At 47.7% G+C, this 21,625-nt stretch carries 24 protein-coding genes and 4 tRNA genes; 15 read left to right on the forward strand and 13 right to left on the reverse strand.

Annotation, left to right across the window (positions count from 1 at the left end):
- Nucleotides 1–61 precede the first annotated feature (61 nt).
- Nucleotides 62–841, forward strand: coding sequence for a peroxide stress protein YaaA (gene yaaA, locus AC2T15_RS05975; RefSeq protein ID WP_053105370.1), 780 nt, complete (start codon nucleotides 62–64; stop codon nucleotides 839–841).
- Nucleotides 842–918: 77 nt separating this feature from the next.
- On the opposite strand, the gene hisC is transcribed toward yaaA, so the two are convergent.
- The 10 genes from hisC to AC2T15_RS06025 form a co-directional block, all read right to left on the reverse strand.
- Nucleotides 919–1,977, reverse strand: a complete 1,059-nt coding sequence (gene hisC, locus AC2T15_RS05980) for a histidinol-phosphate transaminase (RefSeq protein WP_053102457.1) — start codon at nucleotides 1,975–1,977, stop codon at nucleotides 919–921.
- A 1-nt stretch (nucleotide 1,978) separates the two neighbouring features.
- Nucleotides 1,979–3,301, reverse strand: coding sequence for a histidinol dehydrogenase (gene hisD / locus AC2T15_RS05985; protein ID WP_053105374.1), 1,323 nt, complete (start codon nucleotides 3,299–3,301; stop codon nucleotides 1,979–1,981).
- Between the two features lie 129 nt (nucleotides 3,302–3,430).
- A complete protein-coding gene (gene hisG, locus AC2T15_RS05990) occupies nucleotides 3,431–4,066 on the reverse strand; it encodes an ATP phosphoribosyltransferase (RefSeq protein ID WP_053099609.1) in 636 nt (211 codons plus the stop codon).
- 6 nt (nucleotides 4,067–4,072) lie between these two features.
- The gene (gene murA / locus AC2T15_RS05995) at nucleotides 4,073–5,338 is read right to left on the reverse strand and encodes a UDP-N-acetylglucosamine 1-carboxyvinyltransferase (protein WP_286596443.1); all 1,266 of its coding nucleotides are present in this window, start codon (nucleotides 5,336–5,338) and stop codon (nucleotides 4,073–4,075) included.
- A gap of 18 nt (nucleotides 5,339–5,356) precedes the next feature.
- Nucleotides 5,357–5,596: a BolA family protein gene (locus AC2T15_RS06000; RefSeq protein ID WP_053099611.1), complete on the reverse strand. Its 240-nt coding sequence runs from the start codon at nucleotides 5,594–5,596 to the stop codon at nucleotides 5,357–5,359.
- Nucleotides 5,597–5,611: 15 nt separating this feature from the next.
- The gene (locus AC2T15_RS06005; RefSeq protein WP_053107823.1) at nucleotides 5,612–5,920 is read right to left on the reverse strand and encodes an STAS domain-containing protein; all 309 of its coding nucleotides are present in this window, start codon (nucleotides 5,918–5,920) and stop codon (nucleotides 5,612–5,614) included.
- 2 nt (nucleotides 5,921–5,922) lie between these two features.
- Nucleotides 5,923–6,555: an MlaC/ttg2D family ABC transporter substrate-binding protein gene (locus tag AC2T15_RS06010; RefSeq protein ID WP_286596539.1), complete on the reverse strand. Its 633-nt coding sequence runs from the start codon at nucleotides 6,553–6,555 to the stop codon at nucleotides 5,923–5,925.
- Between the two features lie 8 nt (nucleotides 6,556–6,563).
- Nucleotides 6,564–7,034 carry an outer membrane lipid asymmetry maintenance protein MlaD gene (gene mlaD, locus AC2T15_RS06015; RefSeq protein ID WP_053099614.1) on the reverse strand — a complete coding sequence of 157 codons (471 nt, stop codon included), beginning with the start codon at nucleotides 7,032–7,034 and terminating at the stop codon, nucleotides 6,564–6,566.
- Nucleotides 7,034–7,831, reverse strand: coding sequence for a lipid asymmetry maintenance ABC transporter permease subunit MlaE (gene mlaE / locus AC2T15_RS06020; RefSeq protein WP_053099615.1), 798 nt, complete (start codon nucleotides 7,829–7,831; stop codon nucleotides 7,034–7,036). Before mlaE ends, mlaD begins: the two co-directional genes overlap by 1 nt.
- A gap of 3 nt (nucleotides 7,832–7,834) precedes the next feature.
- Nucleotides 7,835–8,644, reverse strand: coding sequence for an ATP-binding cassette domain-containing protein (locus AC2T15_RS06025; RefSeq protein WP_053099616.1), 810 nt, complete (start codon nucleotides 8,642–8,644; stop codon nucleotides 7,835–7,837).
- A 186-nt stretch (nucleotides 8,645–8,830) separates the two neighbouring features.
- On the opposite strand from AC2T15_RS06025, the gene AC2T15_RS06030 reads away from it, so the two are divergent.
- From AC2T15_RS06030 to AC2T15_RS06090, 13 genes are all read left to right on the forward strand, one after another.
- Nucleotides 8,831–9,805, forward strand: a complete 975-nt coding sequence (locus AC2T15_RS06030) for a KpsF/GutQ family sugar-phosphate isomerase (protein ID WP_053099617.1) — start codon at nucleotides 8,831–8,833, stop codon at nucleotides 9,803–9,805.
- Nucleotides 9,805–10,341 (forward strand): KdsC family phosphatase, encoded by a 537-nt coding sequence (locus AC2T15_RS06035; protein ID WP_053107824.1) that lies wholly within the window; start codon nucleotides 9,805–9,807, stop codon nucleotides 10,339–10,341. Before AC2T15_RS06030 ends, AC2T15_RS06035 begins: the two co-directional genes overlap by 1 nt.
- Before the next feature lie 34 nt (nucleotides 10,342–10,375).
- A complete protein-coding gene (gene lptC / locus AC2T15_RS06040) occupies nucleotides 10,376–10,969 on the forward strand; it encodes an LPS export ABC transporter periplasmic protein LptC (RefSeq protein WP_434060775.1) in 594 nt (197 codons plus the stop codon).
- The gene (gene lptA, locus AC2T15_RS06045) at nucleotides 10,956–11,477 is read left to right on the forward strand and encodes a lipopolysaccharide transport periplasmic protein LptA (RefSeq protein ID WP_486777778.1); all 522 of its coding nucleotides are present in this window, start codon (nucleotides 10,956–10,958) and stop codon (nucleotides 11,475–11,477) included. The genes lptC and lptA overlap by 14 nt, the downstream gene beginning before the upstream one ends.
- A 5-nt stretch (nucleotides 11,478–11,482) precedes the next feature.
- Entirely contained in the window at nucleotides 11,483–12,208 is a 726-nt protein-coding gene (gene lptB / locus AC2T15_RS06050; protein ID WP_486777779.1) for an LPS export ABC transporter ATP-binding protein, read from the forward strand.
- Nucleotides 12,209–12,217: 9 nt separating this feature from the next.
- Nucleotides 12,218–12,562, forward strand: coding sequence for a YajD family HNH nuclease (locus AC2T15_RS06055; RefSeq protein WP_053099621.1), 345 nt, complete (start codon nucleotides 12,218–12,220; stop codon nucleotides 12,560–12,562).
- A 27-nt stretch (nucleotides 12,563–12,589) separates the two neighbouring features.
- Complete coding sequence (locus tag AC2T15_RS06060; RefSeq protein WP_486777780.1) at nucleotides 12,590–13,243, forward strand: DsbA family protein; 654 nt, start codon at nucleotides 12,590–12,592, stop codon at nucleotides 13,241–13,243.
- Entirely contained in the window at nucleotides 13,236–15,026 is a 1,791-nt protein-coding gene (locus AC2T15_RS06065) for an ABC transporter ATP-binding protein (protein ID WP_486777781.1), read from the forward strand. The genes AC2T15_RS06060 and AC2T15_RS06065 overlap by 8 nt, the downstream gene beginning before the upstream one ends.
- 80 nt (nucleotides 15,027–15,106) lie before the next feature.
- Nucleotides 15,107–15,182 (forward strand) — tRNA-Ala (locus AC2T15_RS06070).
- Between the two features lie 56 nt (nucleotides 15,183–15,238).
- A tRNA-Glu gene (locus AC2T15_RS06075) sits at nucleotides 15,239–15,314 on the forward strand.
- A 42-nt stretch (nucleotides 15,315–15,356) separates the two neighbouring features.
- Nucleotides 15,357–15,432 (forward strand) — tRNA-Ala (locus AC2T15_RS06080).
- 36 nt (nucleotides 15,433–15,468) lie between these two features.
- Nucleotides 15,469–15,544 (forward strand) — tRNA-Glu (locus tag AC2T15_RS06085).
- 80 nt (nucleotides 15,545–15,624) lie between these two features.
- Nucleotides 15,625–16,401 (forward strand): TSUP family transporter, encoded by a 777-nt coding sequence (locus tag AC2T15_RS06090; protein ID WP_486777782.1) that lies wholly within the window; start codon nucleotides 15,625–15,627, stop codon nucleotides 16,399–16,401.
- Here the strand turns inward: AC2T15_RS06090 and nudC are convergent.
- The 3 genes from nudC to AC2T15_RS06105 all read right to left on the reverse strand — a co-directional run bounded on the left by nudC (nucleotide 16,375) and on the right by AC2T15_RS06105 (nucleotide 19,841).
- The gene (gene nudC / locus AC2T15_RS06095; RefSeq protein WP_486777783.1) at nucleotides 16,375–17,235 is read right to left on the reverse strand and encodes an NAD(+) diphosphatase; all 861 of its coding nucleotides are present in this window, start codon (nucleotides 17,233–17,235) and stop codon (nucleotides 16,375–16,377) included. The two genes, AC2T15_RS06090 and nudC, sit on opposite strands and share 27 nt — an antisense overlap.
- Nucleotides 17,232–18,878 carry a FimL-related protein gene (locus AC2T15_RS06100; RefSeq protein ID WP_286593530.1) on the reverse strand — a complete coding sequence of 549 codons (1,647 nt, stop codon included), beginning with the start codon at nucleotides 18,876–18,878 and terminating at the stop codon, nucleotides 17,232–17,234. Before AC2T15_RS06100 ends, nudC begins: the two co-directional genes overlap by 4 nt.
- A gap of 150 nt (nucleotides 18,879–19,028) precedes the next feature.
- A complete protein-coding gene (locus AC2T15_RS06105) occupies nucleotides 19,029–19,841 on the reverse strand; it encodes a crotonase/enoyl-CoA hydratase family protein (protein ID WP_486777784.1) in 813 nt (270 codons plus the stop codon).
- A gap of 213 nt (nucleotides 19,842–20,054) precedes the next feature.
- On the opposite strand from AC2T15_RS06105, the gene nhaB reads away from it, so the two are divergent.
- On the forward strand, nucleotides 20,055–21,557 hold the full coding sequence (gene nhaB, locus AC2T15_RS06110; RefSeq protein ID WP_053102471.1) for a sodium/proton antiporter NhaB: 1,503 nt from the start codon (nucleotides 20,055–20,057) through the stop codon (nucleotides 21,555–21,557).
- Nucleotides 21,558–21,625 lie beyond the last annotated feature (68 nt).

Below are 21,625 nucleotides of genomic sequence, written 5' to 3' on the forward strand. Positions count from 1 at the left end.
TTTAGCCGCCAGCCTTTTGATTAGGTACACTAAGTGCAAATTGATTTTGGAGTTTAGCGCAATGTTAATGGTGATTTCGCCGGCAAAAACCTTAGACTACAGCACCGCCCCGAGTACTCAGAGCTATACCTTACCTGAGCATTTAGAGCATGCCGAGCTATTGATTGAGCAATTAAAGCAGCTGACGCCGCAAGCTATTGCCCAGCTTATGAAAATTTCTGACAAGTTAGCTGGCTTAAATGCCGCACGCTTCAGTGACTGGCAGCCAAAGTTTACTCCGGAAAATGCCAAACAAGCTATTTTGGCCTTTAAAGGGGATGTTTATAGTGGATTAGATGCTGATTCCTTTAGCCAAACAGATTTTAACTTTGCCCAGCAACATTTGCGGATTCTGTCTGGCTTGTATGGCCTACTCAAGCCATTAGATTTAATGCAGCCGTATCGCCTCGAAATGGGCACTCGACTCGAAAATGCTCGCGGTAAAAACCTCTATGAGTTTTGGGGCGAGCGTATTACCCAATGGCTTAATCAAGCCATGGCTGAACAGTCCAGCGATATCTTGCTCAATCTTGCCTCGAACGAATACTTTAGTGCGGTTAAGCCTAAGCAATTACAAGGACGTGTAATTGACGTAGAGTTTCGTGATCAAAAAAATGGCGAGTATAAAATTATTAGTTTTTACGCCAAAAAAGCCCGCGGCTTGATGGCTCGTTACGTGATTCAACAACAGCTCACCGAGGTCGAGCAACTTAAGCAGTTTGATAGCGAAGGCTATTACTTTGTCGCTGAGCGCTCCACTGCCAGCAAGCTGGTCTTTTTACGCGACCACCCAGAGTCCTAAGCGCTAGCTTGATACAGTATCCGCCCGCCACTTAAAAGCAGCGGGCGAGATTCAACTAGTTTAAGCCAGCATCTGACTTAGCTTAACAGCTGCTGCAAACCTTTAATCAAGGCCGCATTTTCAGTATCCGTGCCAATACTGATGCGTAAGAACTGATCAATCCGTGGCTGATTAAAGTAGCGCACAATGATATTTTGCTCACGCAAGCCTTGGGCCAAGGCTGCAGCATCTTGGCTGCTATGGCGAGCAAATACAAAGTTAGCTGCCGAGGGTAAAACTTCAAAGCCAAGCCCTAACAAGGCCTCAGTGACTTGCTCGCGGCTCTCGATTACTTTGTTACAGGTTTGCTGAAAGTACTCAACATCTGCAAACGCCGCTGCCGCTCCAGCAATCGCAGCACGATCCAATGGATAGGAGTTAAAGCTATTTTTAATGCGCTCTAAGCCCTCAATTAGCTCAGGCTGACCAATGGCTAAACCGACCCGTAATCCGGCCAACGAGCGCGACTTAGATAAGGTTTGGCAGACCAGCAAGTTGGGGTACTGCGCCACCAAGCTCACCGCACTTTCACCGCCAAAGTCAATATAAGCTTCATCGACTAACACCACTGATTGTGGGTTGGCCTGCAAAATTTGCTCCACTGCCGTCAAAGGCAATAAGCAGCCGGTTGGCGCATTGGGGTTGGGGAAAATAATGCCGCCATTGTCCTGGCGATAATCTTCAGGATTAATCTGAAACTCTTCGTCCAGTGCCACAGGCTTTGGCTCAATGCCATACAGCCCACAATACACAGGATAAAAACTATAGCTAATATCGGGAAACAGCAGCGGCTTACCCTGCCGAAAAAAAGCATTAAAGGCATGGGCTAGCACTTCATCTGAGCCATTACCCACAAACACCTGACTCACTGGCACTTGGTAATACTCAGCAATCGCCTGCTTTAACTGATCACAATTAGGGTCAGGGTATAAACGCAGATTATCACCGATTTCTGCCTGCATCGCTGCCAGCGCTTTAGGTGATGGTCCATAAGGATTTTCATTAGTATTGAGCTTAACTAACTGAGTAACCTTGGGCTGTTCGCCTGGCACATAAGGCACCAGATTGTTAACAAAAGGACTCCAAAACTGGCTCATGTTATTGCTCCTGATCTGGTTGAATGCGGTACTCGGCAGACCGTGCGTGGGCGGTAAGGGATTCGCCACGGGCCAAAACCGAGGCAATTTTGCCTAATTCCGACGCCCCTTGCGGCGAGCAGTTAATAATTGATGAGCGTTTCTGGAAATCATAAACCCCTAACGGCGAAGAGAAACGCGCCGTGCCTGAGGTGGGTAATACGTGGTTAGGGCCAGCGCAATAATCCCCTAGCGCTTCAGCGGTGTAACGCCCCATAAAGATCGCGCCAGCGTGGCGAATCTGTGGCAATAAGCTTTCGGGGTCAGCAACCGATAACTCAAGGTGCTCTGGGGCAATTTGGTTAGCCACCTCAATCGCTTGTTGCATATCTTCAACCACAATCAACGCGCCACGCTCACGCACTGAAGTCCGTGCAATTTCTTCACGCTCTAGTGTTGGCAGCAAACGCGCCATGCTTTGAGCTACTTGTTCGATAAAGTCAGCATCAGGTGAAACTAAAATAGCCTGAGCATCTTCATCGTGTTCAGCTTGGGAAAATAAATCCATCGCAATCCAATCAGGATCGGTTTGACCGTCACATACCACTAAAATCTCTGAAGGTCCGGCAATCATATCAATGCCCACCTTGCCAAATACGTGGCGTTTGGCGGTGGCAACATAAATATTTCCTGGCCCAACAATTTTATCAACCGCAGGCACGCTCTCAGTACCGTAAGCCAGTGCAGCTACCGCTTGGGCGCCGCCAATGGTAAATACTCGATCCACGCCTGCCACGGCAGCAGCCGCAAGGACTAACTCGTTAATCTCACCACGGGGTGTGGGTACCACCATAACCACTTCAGGCACTCCAGCAACTTTCGCCGGAATCGCATTCATTAATACCGAGGACGGATAAGAGGCTTTACCACCAGGCACATAGAGACCCGCACGATCTAATGGAGTAACCTTTTGCCCCAGCACCGTGCCATTGGCTTCAGTGTATTGCCATGAGTCTTGCTGCTGATGCTCATGGTAACTGCGTACACGTTCCGCCGCTGCCTCTAACGCTTGACGTTGCTCTGGAGTGATTTTATCTAGGGCTGCCTCTAGACGCTCGCGGGGCAGAATCAAATCACCCATCTCGGCCACCTCTAAGCCATCAAACTGGCGAGTAAACTCTACCAGTGCGGCATCGCCCTGTTGGCGTACGGCAGCAATAATATCCAGCACGCGCTGGTTAACAGAATCATCAGAAACACTTTCCCAACTCAAAAGTTGCTCAAGCTGCTGAGAAAAGTCGGCATCGCTGGCATTCAAGCGACGAATAAATGCGGTATCGGTCATAGCTGGCCTCAGGTTATGGACTAACACTCAGGCGCCACACAAGCACTAACCTTCTGCGCGGGCACCCGAGTGATTTCGGCTATAACGCAGTAAGGCAGTGCGTACACAACGAGGTACGCACTGGATCAGTTAGTTGCAGTGTCGCTGATTAACCGCTTGTTCAAGCACCTTAAGCAGAGCCTGAATTTCAGCGTGTTTGATCTTCATTGAGGCGCGGTTGACAATCAAGCGTGAGCTAATATGAGCAATCAGCTCTTGCGGCTCTAAACCGTTGGCACGCAGCGTGTTACCGGTATCCACAACGTCAATGATTTTATCGGCTAGCCCCACTAACGGCGCTAACTCCATAGAGCCATACAGCTTAATGACTTCAACTTGACGCCCTTGTTCGGCGTAATAGCGCTTTGCTACATTGACGAACTTAGTCGCCACTCGCAGTCTACCACGTGGCTCAGGTGCACCGGTGACGCCAGCTGTCATCAACTTACATTTAGCAATTTGTAAGTCCAACGGCTCGTATAGGCCTTGGCCACCATACTCCAGCAATACGTCTTTACCGGCTACGCCTAAGTCTGCTGCGCCCTGCTCAACATAGGTCGGCACATCAGTGGCGCGTACGATTAGTAAACGCACATCATCACGGGTGGTGGGAATGATTAATTTACGACTTTTTTCAGGGTTTTCAGTGGGCACGATGCCGGCTTGTTCAAGCAATGGCAAGGTGTCATCTAAGATACGCCCTTTGGATAATGCAATAGTTAACATGTTCTACTAGCCCGGTACTCGACGGATTTTTGCACCTAACAACTGCATTTTTTCTTCAATGCACTCATAACCACGGTCAATGTGGTAAATACGATCAATTAATGTTTCACCATCTGCCATTAATGCGGCAATCACTAAACTGGCCGAGGCGCGTAAGTCAGTGGCCATTACCGGCGCTGCTTTTAAGCGCTCAACACCTTGTGAGATGGCAGTATTGCCTTCAATTTGAATTTTAGCGCCCATGCGTTGCATTTCTAATACATGCATAAAGCGGTTTTCAAAGATTGTTTCAATCACCGTGCCGGTGCCTTCAGCAACCGCATTCATCGCAATAAACTGCGCCTGCATATCGGTCGGAAATGCAGGATAAGGTGCGGTACGTAGGTTCACAGCCTTTGGCCGCTTACCTTCCATATCCAGCTCAATCCAGTCATCACCAGTGGTAATTTTTGCGCCAGCTTCTTGTAGCTTGACCAAGACGGCCTCTAGGATCGTCGGATCAGTATCTTTTAACTTAACACGGCCACCGGTTGCAGCTGCTGCCACTAGAAAGGTTCCGGTCTCGATACGGTCTGGCATGACCTGATAGGTAGCACTATGTAAACGCTCTACCCCTTCAATCACAATGGTATCGGTACCTGCGCCACTTACTTTAGCACCCATGGCGTTTAAGCAGTTGGCCAGATCGACAATTTCTGGCTCACGGGCAGTATTTTCCAGCACCGTGCGCCCTTTAGCCAAGGTGGCTGCCATCATGATATTTTCGGTTCCGGTCACGCTGACAATATCAAAGAAGAAGTTACCACCACGCAAGCCTTCTTTGGGCGCCTTAGCTTTGATATAGCCGTCCTCTACAACAATCTCAGCACCTAGCGCCTCTAGACCCCGGATGTGCAAATCTACTGGGCGCGAACCAATCGCGCAACCACCTGGTAGTGCCACTTCAGCCTGACCGAAATGAGCCACCATCGGGCCTAACACCAAAATCGAAGCACGCATGGTTTTAACCAGCTCGTAAGGCGCTACCAACGTAGTGATGCTGCGCGGATCAATTTCCACACTGAGCTTTTCATCAATCACAGGCTCAATACCCATGCGACCAAACAGCTCAATCATGGTGGTGATGTCATGTAGATGCGGCAGATTGCCAATGGTGACTGGCTCATCAGCCAACAGCGTTGCAGCTAGAATCGGTAAGGCCGCATTTTTTGCGCCAGAAATACGAATTTCACCATCAAGGCGACCACCGCCTGTAATCAGTAATTTGTCCATCAGGGTCTCATCTATGCCTTAGGCTCGGGATGCCCAAGCGTCTTTACTAAAAAATTTCATACTGACCGCGTGAACTCGGCCATCCGCAATCCATGGATTAATTACCGCATATACCGCTTGCTGACGTTTAACCGGACTTAATGCCGCCAATTCATCACTAATAATATTTAAGCAAAAATCACAGCCTGAACCATCTAGCACAACCTCTACGTTGTCGAGCTGCTGTTCAATGGCTTGTTTAACTTCTTGTGAGTACATGCGTTCCTCTACAGATCACTTAGTTGTTGCAGCCAATAATGGCGATAACTGACACACTTCGGCAATTTGTTGCATGTCTTTGGGTAAGCCGACAATCGACAACTGTTTATTGCCGCGTAGCCCTTCACGCATAAATGCCAACACCAAAGCCAATCCCACACTACTGGACTTACTAACCTCGGTGCAGTTGATTTCAAGGGTAGCACCTTCTGCCGAGGCAATCAGTGCTTTACCTTGGCGCAGCAGCGCTGGCGCCGTGCTATAATCTAGCACACCTCGCAAGCTAAGCTGCTGATTTTGCAAATTAATTTCTGCCGCTGCCATAGTTATTTGTGCTCTTCACGGGTTTTACCAATGATTTCAACCCAATCATCAATCACCTTATCAAGGTTGCCACCGTTTTTTTGCATCGCTTCAGCAAATTGATCACGGAACAACTTACCCACGTTAATTCCATTAATAATTACGTTGCGCATCATCCACTGATTATTTTTAATTACCATGGTGTAAGACAGCGGATAAACCACGCCTTTATTATCGGTTACTTCCATTTTCACTTCAGCACGCTTAGGGTCACGCTGCACTCCCATTGGCAATACTTTGATGTCTTGGTTGTCGTATTCAAGCAAGGCATTGCCATAGAACTGCATTAAACCTTGCTTAAAGTTTTCCTGAAATTTAGCCATCTGTGTAGGACTGGCCTGACGTGAATAGCGCACTGTCATTACACTGCGTGAAATTCCATCGGCATCCACTACTGGCCCTAAAATATTATCCATTGCCTGATAAAAAGCTTGCGGGCTATTTCTGTAGTGCTCTTTATTCGCTTTCAAATCCTGTAGCAATTTAGAGGTAGTTTCTTGTACTACTTGCTGCGGGCTTAATGGGGCGGCAGCAATGGCCAACAACGGCAAGCTAAGTAGCAAGACTAAAAAGCCACGACGCATCATCGTTATCATTGTTTTACTCACTCTTTATCCGATGAATTAACTGAGTTTAATAAAAATTTACCGATTAGTTCTTCTAGCACCAATGAAGACTGGGTATCAGTGATCACCGACTGATCTTCTAAGACCTCATCTTCACCACCGACACTGAGGCTAATGTACTTTTCACCGAGCAATCCTGCGGTCAAAATCGAAGCGGTTGTATCTAGCGGCAAGTTGTTGACCTTGCTATCAAGATCCAAGCTGACTTTACTACTAAAGCCCTCATGATCCAGCTCAATCGCAGCTACTTTTCCCACTGTGACTCCAGCCATAGTGACCTTAGCTCGAGTGGTTAACCCCGAGGTGTTATCAAAATAAGCATACACTCGGTAAGTGTCTGTATGACCATGAAAGGATAAACCACTGACCCGCAACGCCAATAACACCAGCGCCAGCACCCCAGCCAATAAAAATAAACCTACTGTAATTTCAAGCGTACGGCTGCGCATTAGAAATCTCCAAACATTAATGCAGTCAAAATAAAGTCAAAACCCAGTACCGCCAGCGAGGCGTACACCACGGTTCGTGTGGTTGCACGGCTAATCCCCTCCGAGGTGGGCTCGCAGTCATAGCCTTGGAATACCGCAATCCAGGTGACTAAAAAAGCAAAAACCACACTTTTAATCACCCCGTTTAATACATCTTTTTGAAACTCAACGCTGTTTTGCATATTGCCCCAGTAGGAGCCGTCATACACGCCCAGCCAATCCACTGCCACCATGGCACCACCCCAGATACCAACCACGGTAAAAATCGCAGACAGCAAAGGCATGGAAATAAACCCAGCCCATAGACGTGGCGCAATGATGTACTTTAGCGGATCGACCCCGATCATTTCTAAACTAGATAACTGCTCAGTGGATTTCATATTGCCAATTTCCGCGGTTAATGCCGAACCGGCACGCCCGGCAAATAGTAAAGCTGTGACCACTGGGCCTAGTTCGCGCAGCAAGGTCAGAGACACCATTTGCCCAACCGCCTGCTCTGAGCCGAAATCAACCAAGATGCTATAGCCTTGTAACGCTAACACCATGCCAATAAATAAGCCCGAAACCACAATAATGGCTAAGGATAAAACACCTACCGAATACAGTTGTTTCACTAGCAAGCGCCAACTGCTGCCAGCGCCCTTACGCCCTAGTAAGGCGTGCATTAAAAATACCGTAGAACGCCCTAACGCTTGAACCACATCGAGTCCAGAGCGCCCAAATAGCGCAATACGATCAAGCCAAGATTTTGCCGCCATGGATTATTTGCTCCCTAAGAATGCACTACGCAAGTCAGGCGCATTAAAGTGAAATGGCACTGGCCCATCCGGAATTCCCTGCATAAATTGTTTAACCTTAGGGTCCTCTGATTGCATTAGCTCTGCTGGGGTTCCCTGAGCCAACACTTGGGTATCTCCTACTAAATAGAGGTAATCCGAAATACTGGCGGTTTCAGCTAAGTCATGGGAGACTAAAATACTGGTAATGCCTAAGGCATCATTCAGTAAGCGAATTAATCGCACCAACACCCCTTTAGCAATTGGATCCTGACCAACAAAGGGTTCATCATAAATTAAAATATCTGGATCCAACGCAATCGCCCGAGCTAAGGCTACTCGCCGCTTCATTCCACCTGATAGCTCATCAGGCATTAAGTCCACCGCACCTCGTAAACCAACCGCTTGCAACTTCATTAATACCACATCATGAATCAACTCTTCAGACAGTGTGGTGTGCACGCGTAACGGAAAGGCTACGTTTTCAAAGACGTTCAGATCAGTAAACAGCGCCCCGCTTTGAAACAGCACCCCAAACTCTTTACGCATATCAAATAAATCTGCACGCGATAAGGTTGGCAGGTTTTTACCATTAACCCACACCTCACCCGCGGCAGGCTTTAATTGTGCAGCGATTAAGCGCATCAGCGTAGTTTTACCACAGCCTGATGGTCCCATGATGCCGGTAACCTTACCGCGCGGAATACTCAAATCGATATCTTTGAAGATATAGCGATCGCCGCGTTTAAAGCTGAGATTTTTTAGCTCTACGGCATATTCAGTCGATAACGACATCCAATCTCCTACTGCTTAAACAGTGTTTGAGGCAACCCAAATTAACGAATCACCCATAAATAAAAACGGCTCAATATACCATTGCCCAGCCTAACTTCCCAAGACAGCAGCTGAACAGTTATGAGTTCAGTGACAATTTTGCGTATAATCGGTTTTATTTTCTTCATTAAAAATAGAGAGCCAGCAATGTCGACCGCCTCTTCTTTGATTCAATCCGCAACCCAAGCCATCGCCTTAGAGGTGGAGGCCATTAATCACCTTAAACAACGGATTGATCAACGCTTCGCCGAAGCCTGCCAGCTTATTCTTAATTGCAGTGGGCGTGTAGTTGTGGTGGGGATGGGCAAGTCTGGACATATCGGGCGCAAAATTGCTGCCACCTTAGCTAGCACCGGCACCCCCTCGTTTTTTGTACACCCTGCAGAAGCCAGCCATGGCGATATGGGCATGATTACTGCCAATGATGTAGTGCTGGCCCTTTCTAACTCAGGCTCGACCCATGAAATTGTCACCTTATTGCCACTGATTAAACGCCTTGGGATTACCTTGATCAGTATGACCGGTAACGTAGAATCCCCTCTCGCTCAAGCCGCTGCGGTAAATTTAGATGCCAGCGTAGAACAAGAAGCTTGCCCCCTGAATCTTGCCCCTACCTCTTCCACCACTGTGGCTTTGGTATTAGGCGATGCATTGGCTATTGCCCTATTGGAAGCTAAAGGCTTTACCCCTGAGCAGTTTGCTTTTTCACATCCCGGCGGCGCTTTAGGTCGACGCTTACTACTTAAAGTCGAGCATGTAATGCACAGCGGCGAGGAACTGCCGTGCGTGGCCAAAGGTGTTGAACTGCGTCATGCCCTGTTAGAAATGACCCAAAAAGGCTTAGGCATGACACTGATTTTAGATCACCAAGGCCATTTAGCTGGCGTGTTTACCGATGGAGATTTACGCCGTGCTCTAGATAAAGGCATTGATGTGCGCACCGCTACCATTGATCAACTCATGACTACCCACCCTAAATCAGCACATCCTGAGATGTTGGCGGCCGAAGCCTTAAAAATTATGGAAGACCATAAAATCAGCTCACTGCCAGTGATTGATCAACAGGGATTAGCCATTGGCGCACTAAATATGCATGACCTATTACGCGCGGGAGTTATTTAATGTTTAGTCACCTACCACAAGATTTTGCCGAACGTGCACAACAAATTAAACTGGCCGTGTTTGACGTAGATGGCGTGCTTAGTGATGGCCAGCTTTATTTTATGGCCGATGGCAGTGAAGCCAAAGCCTTTAGCACGCTCGATGGCCAAGGAATGAAACTGTTACAGCAGTCAGGAGTCGAATTGGCGATTATTACAGGCCGCGCCTCGAAAGCAGTGGAGCATCGGGTAAAAAACCTAGGGATTAACTACCTTTATCAAGCCCGTGAAGATAAAATAACCGCCCTTAACGAACTGCTGGCTGATCTTGGTTTAAGTTACGCTCAGGTAGCTTATCTAGGAGATGACCTGCCAGACTTAGCAGTTATTCGCCGAGTAGGCATTGGCGCTGCGGTAAATAACGCGCACTTTTTCGTTAAACAGCATGCTTATTTCACCACCCATGCTAACGGCGGTTTTGGTGCTGCCCGTGAGTTTTGTGATGCACTGATGTATGGCCAAGGCACCTTAGATGCTGTACTGCAGCGCTATTTATAAACTCGCTGGCCTAACTCGACAGCTTAAAAGGTAACTGTTTGTGAAATTAACTCTGCCCAATTACTTACGGACTTTCTTGCTCGCAGTACTTATAATTGCTGTCTTTTTAGCCGTGGGTTACTGGAACTTTGAGCGCCGCCCTGAAGCAACCGTGGATCGTCCACTGGCGGTTGCCGCTGAGCAAACCATTGATTTTTTTGTAACAAATTCCCACACCTTACAGTTTCAAGAGGATGGCTCGGTTCGCTATGAACTGCGCTCAAAACAACTCGACCACCTTCAGCACAGTGATCAAACTTTACTGACTCAGCCTGATTTATTGTTAGTGCGCGGCACTGAATACCCTTGGCATATCACTGGCGACAAAGGTGAAGTGGCTGCCGAAGGTAAAGAAATCGAGCTGATTGATAATGTGCGGGTTGCCCGCACGGATGCTAAACAGCGTCCTACCATATTACAAACCACGCGTCTGACTTATTTTCCAGACGATGAAATTGCACAAACTCAACAACCAGTAGAAATTGAAGCAGCTAACGGCATCACTCACGCTACCGGTATGAAAATTTATTTTAAAGACAGTGTGATGCACTTACACTCAAACGTACGAGGCCAACATGAAGTTCGCTAGCCCTTCATCCATTTTTCTCGCTCTATCCCTTGCCTGCGCCAGTAGTGCTGCTGTAGCTTTACCTTCAGATCGTGAGCAACCAATCCGTATCCAAGCCGACAGCGCAGAGCTCGATGATAAACAAGGAGTTGCTGTGTATCGCGGCAATGTCATCATCACCCAAGGCAGCATGGTGGTTAAAGGCAATACCGTTACCATTACCCAAACCGCAGATGGCGAGATTGAAACCTTTACCTCAGTTGGTCGCCCAGCGTACTACGAGCAAAAACCAGAGCAAAACAAAGGTCTCGTTAAGGCCTATGGCTTAACTATTCAATACTTTGTAGCAAAAGACCGTATCGTTCTTACCGATCAGGCTAAAGTCACCCAAGACGGCAACACCTTTGAGGGTGAGAAAATTGTCTACGACACTCAACGCCAAATCGTAAATGCTGGCCGTGCTACCGACTCTAAGATCACCACACCACGTCCGCGGATTGATATGGTGATTCAACCGAAGAAGAAATAACGCCCATGAGCATACTTAAAGCCCAGCACTTGGCTAAAAGTTACAAAGGCCGCCAAGTGGTTAAAGACGTTAGCCTCAGCATTGAAAGCGGACAAATTGTTGGCTTACTCGGCCCCAATGGCGCAGGAAAAACCACCTGCTTCTATATGATTGTCGGCTTAGTTAAGGCCGATAAGGGCCAAGTCATGATTGACGATCAAGATCTTAGCTTTGCACCCATGCACGGCCGAGCTAAAGCGGGCCTTGGCTACCTGCCTCAAGAGGCTTCAATTTTTCGCAAGCTAACCGTAACCGACAATATTCTGGCCATTCTAGAAACCCGTAAAGAGCTTAATCAACAACAGCGCTTAACGGCCCTAGAAGAGCTATTGCAAGAGTTTAATATCACCCATATCCGTGACAGTCTCGGCATGAGTTTATCTGGCGGCGAGCGTCGCCGGGTTGAAATTGCCCGCGCCCTAGCCACCAATCCTAAGTTTATTTTATTGGATGAACCCTTTGCTGGGGTTGACCCAATTTCGGTGGGTGATATCAAACAAATTATTAAGCACCTCAAAAGCAAAGGCATTGGCGTACTGATCACCGATCACAACGTACGTGAAACCTTGGATATTTGTGAGCTGGCGTATATCGTCAGTGAAGGCACCATTATTGAAGCCGGAGATGCGGAGAAAGTGCTGTCGAATCAGCGCGTTAAAGAAGTTTATCTCGGCCATGAGTTTAGGCTGTAAGGAAGCGCCATGAGTAAAGTAGAGCAAATTGTCCGCCAAACCCGCGCCGAGCGTGAACGAGGCTACCGAGAAAAAGCCCTGCGCATGTACCCGCATTTTTGCGGACGCTGTGGCCGTGAGTTTAGTGGCAAGCGCTTAAGCGAACTCACCGTCCATCATCGTGACCATAATCATGACAACAACCCTGAGGACGGCTCAAACTGGGAGCTACTTTGCCTGTACTGCCACGACAATGAGCATCAGCGTCAAGTTGATTTGCATTACCAACGTGAAGAAGCGGCCGGACAAAAAGCTCCACAACAAACCTTTAAAGCCTTTGCCGGACTGGCTGATCTGCTCAATAAAGAGCATTAATCCCCAAAAGAGATATAAGCCCGACTAATGATGCCAACTGCCAACGCAACCACCCGCCTCCTCTATGTGATGGACCCTATGTGTTCTTGGTGCTGGGGGTTTGCCCCGGTGATCGCGCGGTTGGTTGAGTTAGCCGCTGACTATGGCGTTGACACTGAGATTCGAGTGGGTGGCCTGCGCCAAGAGTATCAACCTCTAAGCCCAGACAAACGGCGCTATATTTTGCAGCACTGGCAAACAGTCGCTGCTACCACCAAGCAACCATTTAACTTTGCCCAAGGCTTGGGGCCGGACTTTATCTACGATACCGAACCGGCTTGCCGTGCCCTACTTGCCGCACAACAGCTAGATCAAGCCAACAACACAGCTCAACGCTGGCACTACCTTAAGACCTTACAAACTGCCTTTTACTGCCAAGCTCAAACACTGACAGAAGCGGTGCTGATTCAGCTAGCCCAGCACTGCGGCTACCCCGCTGCTGAGTTTGCCACGTTATTCACCAGCGATTGCCTAAAACAGCGCACCGAACAACAATTTGCCTGGGTCAAGCAGCTGCCCGCTAGCGGCTTTCCTAGCGTGTTTATCAGCCATCAACAGCAATTATTGCTATTGACCAATGGCTACCAACCGGCAGAGCAGCTCGCTCCTCAATTACGCGCTTGGTTAATGGCCCATGCCTAATTTCGCACAAGATAAACTGCAGTGGCGCTACATTAAAGACTTAGCCTGGAAACAAAAAAAGTTTCTTGTGGTAGCGAACCTACTGGCGATTTTGGCCGCACTCTGCGCGGTTCCTATTCCGCTACTCTTACCACTTCTGGTCGACGAGGTATTGCTCGATCAACCAGCACAGGCCGTCAGTCTGATGCAAAGTGTGCTACCCAGCGCTTGGCAACAGCCCATCGGCTATATCGGCTGCATCCTGCTGGCAACCTTGGTGCTGCGCTTAGCCGCCTTACTGTTTAACGCGGGACAAGCTAGGCTGTTTGCTCAGCTGGCACAAAATATTATTTTTGCCATTCGTCAGCGCTTACTGCAACGCCTGCAGCGAATTTCGATGGCCGAATATGAAACCCTAGGCTCAGGCACGGTCACTACCCACCTAGTGACTGATATGAACACCTTGGATCAGTTTATTGGGGAAACCCTGAGTCGCCTGCTAGTTTCAGTACTGACCCTGGCCGGCACTGCCTCAATCTTATTTTGGATGCACTGGCAGCTAGCATTACTGATTTTAGTGTTTAACCCATTCGTGGTGTTTCTCACCATTAAATTGGGGAAAAAAGTCCGCCACCTAAAACGCTTAGAAAATGACAGCACCGCTATCTTTACCCAGGCTTTAAGCGAGTCACTGGACGCCATTCATGAACTACGGGCGAGCAATCGCCAAGCTTACTTTTTTCAAGGACTGACCGACAAAGCTCGCACTATTCGTGACCGCACCACCGCTTCGCAATGGCGCACCAATCTTGCCTCACGCCTGAGCGGCTTATTATTTCAGTTCGGCATCGACATTTTTCGCGCCGCCGCCATGTTGACCGTGCTCTTTTCTGATCTGTCGATCGGACAAATGCTCGCCGTTTTTAGTTACCTATGGTTTATCATTGGCCCCGTTGAACAGCTACTTAATTTGCAATATGCCTACTACGCTGCCGATGGCGCGCTAGCCCGGGTTAACCAGCTATTAGCTAAAGCCGATGAACCACAAGCAGCCAGTCAGCCCCTGCCAACTATTAATTGGCAGTCGCCACACATTAGTTTTGAGCAAGTCAGTTTTCAATACGCCAATCAACCACTTCTCAATAACCTTAGCTTTAGCATTAATCCTGGTGAAACCGTGGCCTTAGTTGGAGCCAGTGGCGGTGGTAAAAGCACTATTGCCCAATTACTGTTAGGCCTTTATCAACCAGACAGTGGACGCATTACCCTCAACCAGCAACCCATTGCCGCCCTTGGTTATTCGGCCATTCGCCAACACATTGCAATGGTAATGCAGCAACCAGCCCTGTTTAATAGTAGCGTGCGTGATAACTTGCTACTGGGTCGTCAAGCCACTGACAGCGACTGCTGGCAAGCACTTCGCATTGCACAATTGGCCGATACCGTAGAGCAGATGCCCGAACAACTGGATACCTTAATTGGCCGCTCTGGAATTAAGTTATCTGGCGGCCAAAAACAGCGTCTTGCCATCGCACGAATGATTATGAGCAATCCGGAAATGATCATTTTAGATGAGGCCACCTCTGCGGTAGACACGCTCACCGAACAGGCACTGCATCAGCAACTGAATCAATTTTTACAAGGTAAAACCACCTTAATTATCGCCCACCGATTAAGTGCTGTGCTGCAAGCCGATCGGGTATTGGTGTTAGCTGACGGGCAAATTGTGCAGCAAGGAACCCATCAGCAATTACTCCAACAACCAGGGCTGTATCAGCAGCTGTATGGCAGTTTGCAGCTCTAAAGCCGGCAATCTATAAAATAAATCAGCTAAAGGCTTGACAGCTAAGCGGCAAATCTCTATTATTCGCTCCGTCCTTAAATGGGGCTATAGCTCAGCTGGGAGAGCGCTTGCATGGCATGCAAGAGGTCAACGGTTCGATCCCGTTTAGCTCCACCAAATTCTTAGTTTTAAGTTAAGAATTGTATAATCGAAAGATTAAAGAAGGGTTTTGCGTCCCCTTCGTCTAGAGGCCTAGGACACCGCCCTTTCACGGCGGTAACAGGGGTTCGAACCCCCTAGGGGACGCCACATTTTTCTAGCTTTTTTATTAAAAAGTTAGTACCAGCTGTTGGGGCTATAGCTCAGCTGGGAGAGCGCTTGCATGGCATGCAAGAGGTCAACGGTTCGATCCCGTTTAGCTCCACCAATTCTCTGATAAGCACTGCTTATCAACGAAGGTTATGTCCCCTTCGTCTAGAGGCCTAGGACACCGCCCTTTCACGGCGGTAACAGGGGTTCGAACCCCCTAGGGGACGCCAATAAAAAAGCCAGCTTACCAAGCTGGCTTTTTTTTTAACTCGACACTGTGCTTATCACGCTCACGTACGCAGGCCTTTTGATGTTTCCACTTGAACTCGCCATTGATCCTAGCATTATACTCGCTTTAGCTGCGGTCGCTTTTATTGCCGGCTTTATTGATGCCATTGCTGGCGGCGGTGGACTCCTCACCATTCCAGCCTTACTAATGGCAGGCCTCCCCCCACACTTGGTATTAGGTACCAATAAGCTCAGTGCCACCTTTGGCTCTGCTACTGCAGCCCTGACCTTTTACCGCCGCAAACTCTTTAAGCCGGCCAAATGGCCCACCGGCCTACTCTTTACCTTTATTGGTGCAATTACTGGCGCAGTCATCGCTCAATACATGCCTGCCAGCTGGCTCAATCAAATGCTGCCGATCATTGTCTTTAGCTGTGGTTTGTATTTACTGTTTAATCCCACCCCCCCCATTATGGATAACGATGAGATTGAAATTAAAAAAGGCCGTCAAGCTCCGCAAGGTTTTACTCTAGGCTTTTATGATGGCGTAGCAGGACCTGGCACCGGCGCATTCTGGACCGTGAGCACCTTAATGCTCTATCCGATTGATTTATTACGTGCCAGCGGTGTTGCGCGCAGCATGAACTTTATTAGCAACATTACCGCGCTAACGATTTTTATTTTAGCCGGTCAGGTGGCTTGGGTATTAGGCATTAGCATGGGATTAGCGATGATGGGTGGCGCGATTTTAGGCGCCAAAGCGGCGATTCGCGGCGGCAACAAGTTAATTCGCCCAGTGTTTATTTTAGTCGTATTAGCCCTTACTGCACGCTTAGCGTGGCAGCACTGGGTTAGCTGAGCCCTGACCTTGGCGCTCCTCAAGGTAACTATCAATCAAATAACGACTGATAGTACCTTTATCGGGGAGTATTGGCAGCTGATCTAAGCTAAACCACTCGGCGCTGCGCAACTCATCTTGCTGAATGACAATGTCGCCAGCAACATAATCGGCAATAAATCCAAGCATCAGCGAATGCGGAAATGGCCAACTCTGGCTGGTTACATAACGTATATTAGTAATCTCTAACTGCACTTCCTCATAAACTTCACGCGCCACGCAGCACTCAATGGTTTCTGCAGGCTCGGCAAAGCCGGCCAGCACACTGTACATAGCGCTTTTAAAGCGCCGCCCTTGAGCGAGCAACAACTGATCACCTTTAGTGATCAACACAATCATGCTGGGAGATATCCGCGGATATTGCTGCAACTGACAGACAGGACACTGCATCAAGCGTTGCTCTGGCATCTGCCGCATAGGCTCTGCACAGCGTCCACAATACTGATGATCATTCAGCCAAGTACCAATCTGGCTTGCATAAGATAGCATCTGATAAAAATCAGGCGGATACAGATCAATATAATCTCGCACACTGACCCAGTCCGCCTGCCGCTTTTCTAACTCACCAGAGATCGGCCACTGCTTAAGTTGCAGCAAGTAGATCGCCTCACCCTTCAACCAGCCTAGAGGCTGCAAAGGCAACGCCAATGCTTGCAGCCATTGAGTCTCAGCGTACGAATGCAAAAGACCTTCCCCAAAAGATAAAAAGCGCGCCCCAAAGTGTACCAGAACACGCTTATTTTCTTTTGCTAGCGATGGGAAACCATTTCGCCAATTTATGGCAGGAGCATTCACGCCAAATAACTTTTTAACTGTTTAATGCTCTCTTGAGTGAGAGCCAACACTGAACGTCCATCCTGACTTAAAGCATTTATACCCCGCTCTAACATATACTCAACACCTGTTAAAGCATCGGCTAAAACCTGTAGAGATTCAGCTTCTGGCATTTGCTCTACCTCAAGCATATTCTCTGAAATAAACCGTGCACAAACCTGAATAAATTCTGCTAGTTGTGGCCGCTCAAGAAAACAAAGCCCTCCACTGGCGCCGCTTAATGCTACCGGGACTGCGGCCAAATACAACTTATCACCATTAGACTCTAAGTACCCAGTCACTGCTCGCTGAGCCATAGACAAAGCTATTCGTGCCTCATCATTAACAACTATTTTCGCTTCAGCTAACTGCTGAGTATAAAACACATCTTTTTCCGTTTCTTGAAGCTCAGAGTTACCTTTTTGTAATACTTTAACTGCTGCTTCCAGATCAAGAAATAAGCTAGCAATCAAATCAAGCTGCTGAAGGTCTTTCGTGTCACTCATCCAGCTTTTTATCAATACACTGGCTTTCTGTACTTTGTCTGCTGCCACTGACAGCCCAACAGTAAGAAATGTTTTTTCTAACCCATTTAAACGATTGAGTAGTTGTTCTGGGAGCCCCTCTGAAGCTGTGCCACGCTCAATTAAGTCAAGCTCATCTTTAGCGCTTGCTAGCTCTTCAAGCAACACCCCTGCTAAAGAACTATAAACGCGCAAACCTGGTCCTTTTAAAGCCTCACGCATAGCCAATAAATCAGCTTCTTGATACGTAAATAGTAATACCTCAAAATCCTGCTGCACTGCTGTTGCAAACTCTCCTTGAGTTTTAGCTAAAGCAATTACATACAGCAAATCCTTTACTAATCCAGTCTCAACCTTAACTCCACTCTCCGCCGTAATCTTTTTAATTTGTTGATCAACCCGCACCAATAAATGCTTACGCTCATAAGTGGATTTCAACTGTGCATGCTCAGCAGACTCCAAAGCAGCCGCTGCAATCCAAAAAAAATGACTCACGTCCTTTTCAGCGTACAAGCGATCCAACCGAGCTAAAGCCTTGTGCATTAAAGTTAAATTAGCATCTGGAGTTTCTCGCAAATAGCCAAGCAAACCTATTTGATACATTTGCCGTAAGCGTCTTGCCATCAGCTCTGGAGTTTTTGAAACTAATTGCTTAGCTGGTGTTGAGCGGACGCCCTGCACAGAACCATAATAAAAGTCACCCTCAGACAAAGGATTACGCCTTAATAGTTTTCGCAGCTCATTAATTTCAGGCAGTAAAACCTCAGGCGCCTTATGCTCATCTTGCTCAACACACTCTAAATAACGCTCCGTTACATAGAGTCCGCGCTTAATTGCATAAAAATACTCACTTAACTCTTCTTGAGATTGATTAGTGGCCTGCTCAACCAGTAGCAACACCTCCCCAATCAACAACTCTGCACCACCTAATTCGAGCAAACTTAACGTACTTGATAGCTGCTGCAAACGGTCTTTCGCTAACTGTAATGCTTGTCGATCCTCGCGACTTTCAAGGTATTGCCCAAGGCTTTGCTCGATTTCAGCGACTATATTAAAGAGTTCCTCACGCACCATGCCGAGGGAAGTAACAGCATTAGCCATGCTTTAGCATCCTATCTTAAATCTCTTAAGCAAATGCAGCGCACTGCATCCAATATGTTAGCAACAGAGCCTACAGCCAAAGGCTTGCAGACTCTGGTTTAAAACGACAGATTATACAATTCTGCACCTTTTTTTTCATTAACCAGTCGACTAATCTTTGAAATCAGGCTGTTGTTTCATCATTTGCGCTGCCATTGCTTGCTTTAAATCATCGGCTTGCAACATAGCTGCATTCCAGGTCGCAATATAATTTAAACCATCGGCCACTGAGTGATCACGGGCATAGAGAATCATTTCTTTGGTGCCTTCAATAGCTATCGGCGATTTACTGGCAATGGTCGCTGCCAGCGCCAGCACTTGTTCAAGCAGTGTGGCGTGATCTGGGTACACCTGATTCACCAAGCCAATTTGCTTGGCTTCTGTAGCGTCGAAATCCCTTGCGGTATAGGCCAGCTCGCGCATGACACCATCACCAATAATATGCGGTAGACGCTGCAAGGTTCCCACATCTGCCGCCATTCCGATGTCGACTTCTTTAATTGAAAATACTGCATCCGCTGCGCAATAACGCATATCACAAGCGGCAATTAAATCCACCGCACCACCAATGCAATAACCGTGGATTGCAGCTAGCACCGGTTTACTGCAATTTTCAACTGCACTTAGCGAGCTTTGCAAGTCTTGAATGGTAGCACGCAATAAGCGCGCATTGCGCCCCGCATCTTTTGCAAATTTAGCAGCAAAGCCTGCAAACATTTGCAAATCAATACCGGCGGAAAAATGCTTACCCTCTCCAGATATCACCACGGCACGCACTTCTGGAGTTTCAGCTACCCAGGCAAAAATTTGCTTAATTTCCGTCCAAAATGCCTGATTCATCGCATTCAGTTTTTCTGGGCGATTTAATTGAACATGTGCCACTTTATGCGCGAGCGAAAGTTTAAAAAACTGATAATTATCCATTTTTAACCTATTGTTTTTTCTAGTTTTATGAGTGCGTGCAAGCCTTAATACAAGCGTGTAACTATAACAACCCCAAGTAAAAAGTCGATGCATAGTTTAAAGGTGACCTACTCTAGACAGTAAACCTTGGCTCCGCTCAATAAAACTCGCTATAGCACTTGATATTTTCTGTTACAAAAGAGAAAGTGCGTTAACTTTTTGGGAGATCCACACATGTCTGCGTCATTTGCTGCCGCTTTTGGGCGTAATTTCTTAGGCCAGTCACCAAACTGGTATAAACAAACCATCCTGTTTTTCATTATTATCAACCCGATTGTACTGGTCAGCTTTGGCCCAGTAGCCGCAGGTTGGTTATTAGTGGCAGAGTTTATCTTCACCTTAGCCATGGCGCTCAAGTGTTACCCTTTGCAGCCCGGCGGCTTATTGGTAGTAGAAGCAGTTATCTTGCAGCTGGCCTCACCCGACGCCCTGTATGAAGAGCTGGTACATAACTTTCCTGTCTTATTGTTATTGATGTTCATGGTTGCAGGCATTTACTTTCTGCAAGATTTACTCTTAGTGGCCTTTTCTAAGCTACTTTTAGGAGTTAAATCTAAAACCACTTTAAGTGTTTTATTTTGTGCTTTATCGGCCGTACTGTCGGCATTTCTTGATGCCTTGACTGTCACCGCGGTCATTATCAGCGTCGCCGTAGGTTTTTATGCGGTGTATCACAAGGTGGCCTCAGGAAAGAACCCACAAGATGACAGCAACTACGGCTCAGACACTGAAGTAATTGAACTACACCGCGAGCATCTTGAAGAGTTTCGCGCATTTTTACGCAGTTTACTGATGCACGGTGCTGTTGGTACCGCGCTAGGTGGGGTATCAACTATTGTTGGTGAGCCGCAAAACCTACTCATCGGTAAAGAGATGGGCTGGAACTTCGCCGAGTTCTTTCAGCATATGATGCCGGTATCGATTCCTGTATTTTTTGCCGGTATTGCCACCTGCGTTCTACTCGAAAAAACCCACTGGTTTGGCTATGGCGCGCAATTGCCTGCCCCAGTACGCAAGGTGCTAGCTGATTTTGAGCGCACCCAAGCCGAGCGCCGTAGTGCTAGTCAAATTGCAGCGCTTTGGGTGCAAGGTATTGCCGCAGTTATTTTAATGCTAGGCTTAGCCTTTCACGTTGCTGAAGTCGGTTTAATTGGTCTGCTGGTCATCGTGTTAGTCACTTCTCTTACTGGGGTGACTGATGAGCATCAAATTGGCCGTGCATTCCAAGATGCCATGCCCTTTACTGCTTTATTAGTAGTTTTTTTTGCAGTAGTGGCGGTTATTCAAGAGCAAGCCTTGTTCGCTCCGCTAATTGACTGGGTACTCACTATGCCAACCGAACAGCAACCCAGCATGCTGTATATTGCCAACGGTTTACTGTCAGCAATCAGTGATAACGTATTCGTTGCCACCATTTATATTGGTGAGGTTAAAAAGGCCTTCGATGCGGGAAGCATGACTCGCGAGCACTTTGACCTACTGGCGATTGCGATTAACACCGGAACCAACTTGCCCAGCGTAGCTACACCGAATGGGCAAGCGGCGTTTTTATTCTTACTTACCAGTGCCATCTCACCGCTGATTCGCCTCTCTTATGGGCGCATGGTGTGGATGGCATTACCCTACACCATTGTCATGGGTACCTTAGGTTGGTGGGCAGTTAGCCATTGGGCCTAGCAGCTTAAACCATCTAAAACCCGGCCTAGCGCCGGGTTTTTATTTGACCGAAAAAACTGGAACCAACA

This window comes from Thiopseudomonas sp. SA1F2-1K (genome assembly GCF_057443035.1).

Bases quoted from the DNA above. Each gene is read 5' to 3' on its own strand.
- yaaA (WP_053105370.1), top strand. From the start codon at position 62: ATGTTAATGGTGATTTCGCCGGCAAAAACCTTAGACTACAGCACCGCC.
- hisC (WP_053102457.1), bottom strand. From the start codon at position 1,977: ATGAGCCAGTTTTGGAGTCCTTTTGTTAACAATCTGGTGCCTTATGTG.
- hisD (WP_053105374.1), bottom strand. From the start codon at position 3,301: ATGACCGATACCGCATTTATTCGTCGCTTGAATGCCAGCGATGCCGAC.
- hisG (WP_053099609.1), bottom strand. From the start codon at position 4,066: ATGTTAACTATTGCATTATCCAAAGGGCGTATCTTAGATGACACCTTG.
- murA (WP_286596443.1), bottom strand. From the start codon at position 5,338: ATGGACAAATTACTGATTACAGGCGGTGGTCGCCTTGATGGTGAAATT.
- AC2T15_RS06000 (WP_053099611.1), bottom strand. From the start codon at position 5,596: ATGTACTCACAAGAAGTTAAACAAGCCATTGAACAGCAGCTCGACAAC.
- AC2T15_RS06005 (WP_053107823.1), bottom strand. From the start codon at position 5,920: ATGGCAGCGGCAGAAATTAATTTGCAAAATCAGCAGCTTAGCTTGCGA.
- AC2T15_RS06010 (WP_286596539.1), bottom strand. From the start codon at position 6,555: ATGATAACGATGATGCGTCGTGGCTTTTTAGTCTTGCTACTTAGCTTG.
- mlaD (WP_053099614.1), bottom strand. From the start codon at position 7,034: ATGCGCAGCCGTACGCTTGAAATTACAGTAGGTTTATTTTTATTGGCT.
- mlaE (WP_053099615.1), bottom strand. From the start codon at position 7,831: ATGGCGGCAAAATCTTGGCTTGATCGTATTGCGCTATTTGGGCGCTCT.
- AC2T15_RS06025 (WP_053099616.1), bottom strand. From the start codon at position 8,644: ATGTCGTTATCGACTGAATATGCCGTAGAGCTAAAAAATCTCAGCTTT.
- AC2T15_RS06030 (WP_053099617.1), top strand. From the start codon at position 8,831: ATGTCGACCGCCTCTTCTTTGATTCAATCCGCAACCCAAGCCATCGCC.
- AC2T15_RS06035 (WP_053107824.1), top strand. From the start codon at position 9,805: ATGTTTAGTCACCTACCACAAGATTTTGCCGAACGTGCACAACAAATT.
- lptA (WP_486777778.1), top strand. From the start codon at position 10,956: ATGAAGTTCGCTAGCCCTTCATCCATTTTTCTCGCTCTATCCCTTGCC.
- lptB (WP_486777779.1), top strand. From the start codon at position 11,483: ATGAGCATACTTAAAGCCCAGCACTTGGCTAAAAGTTACAAAGGCCGC.
- AC2T15_RS06055 (WP_053099621.1), top strand. From the start codon at position 12,218: ATGAGTAAAGTAGAGCAAATTGTCCGCCAAACCCGCGCCGAGCGTGAA.
- AC2T15_RS06060 (WP_486777780.1), top strand. From the start codon at position 12,590: ATGATGCCAACTGCCAACGCAACCACCCGCCTCCTCTATGTGATGGAC.
- AC2T15_RS06065 (WP_486777781.1), top strand. From the start codon at position 13,236: ATGCCTAATTTCGCACAAGATAAACTGCAGTGGCGCTACATTAAAGAC.
- AC2T15_RS06090 (WP_486777782.1), top strand. From the start codon at position 15,625: ATGTTTCCACTTGAACTCGCCATTGATCCTAGCATTATACTCGCTTTA.
- AC2T15_RS06100 (WP_286593530.1), bottom strand. From the start codon at position 18,878: ATGGCTAATGCTGTTACTTCCCTCGGCATGGTGCGTGAGGAACTCTTT.
- AC2T15_RS06105 (WP_486777784.1), bottom strand. From the start codon at position 19,841: ATGGATAATTATCAGTTTTTTAAACTTTCGCTCGCGCATAAAGTGGCA.
- nhaB (WP_053102471.1), top strand. From the start codon at position 20,055: ATGTCTGCGTCATTTGCTGCCGCTTTTGGGCGTAATTTCTTAGGCCAG.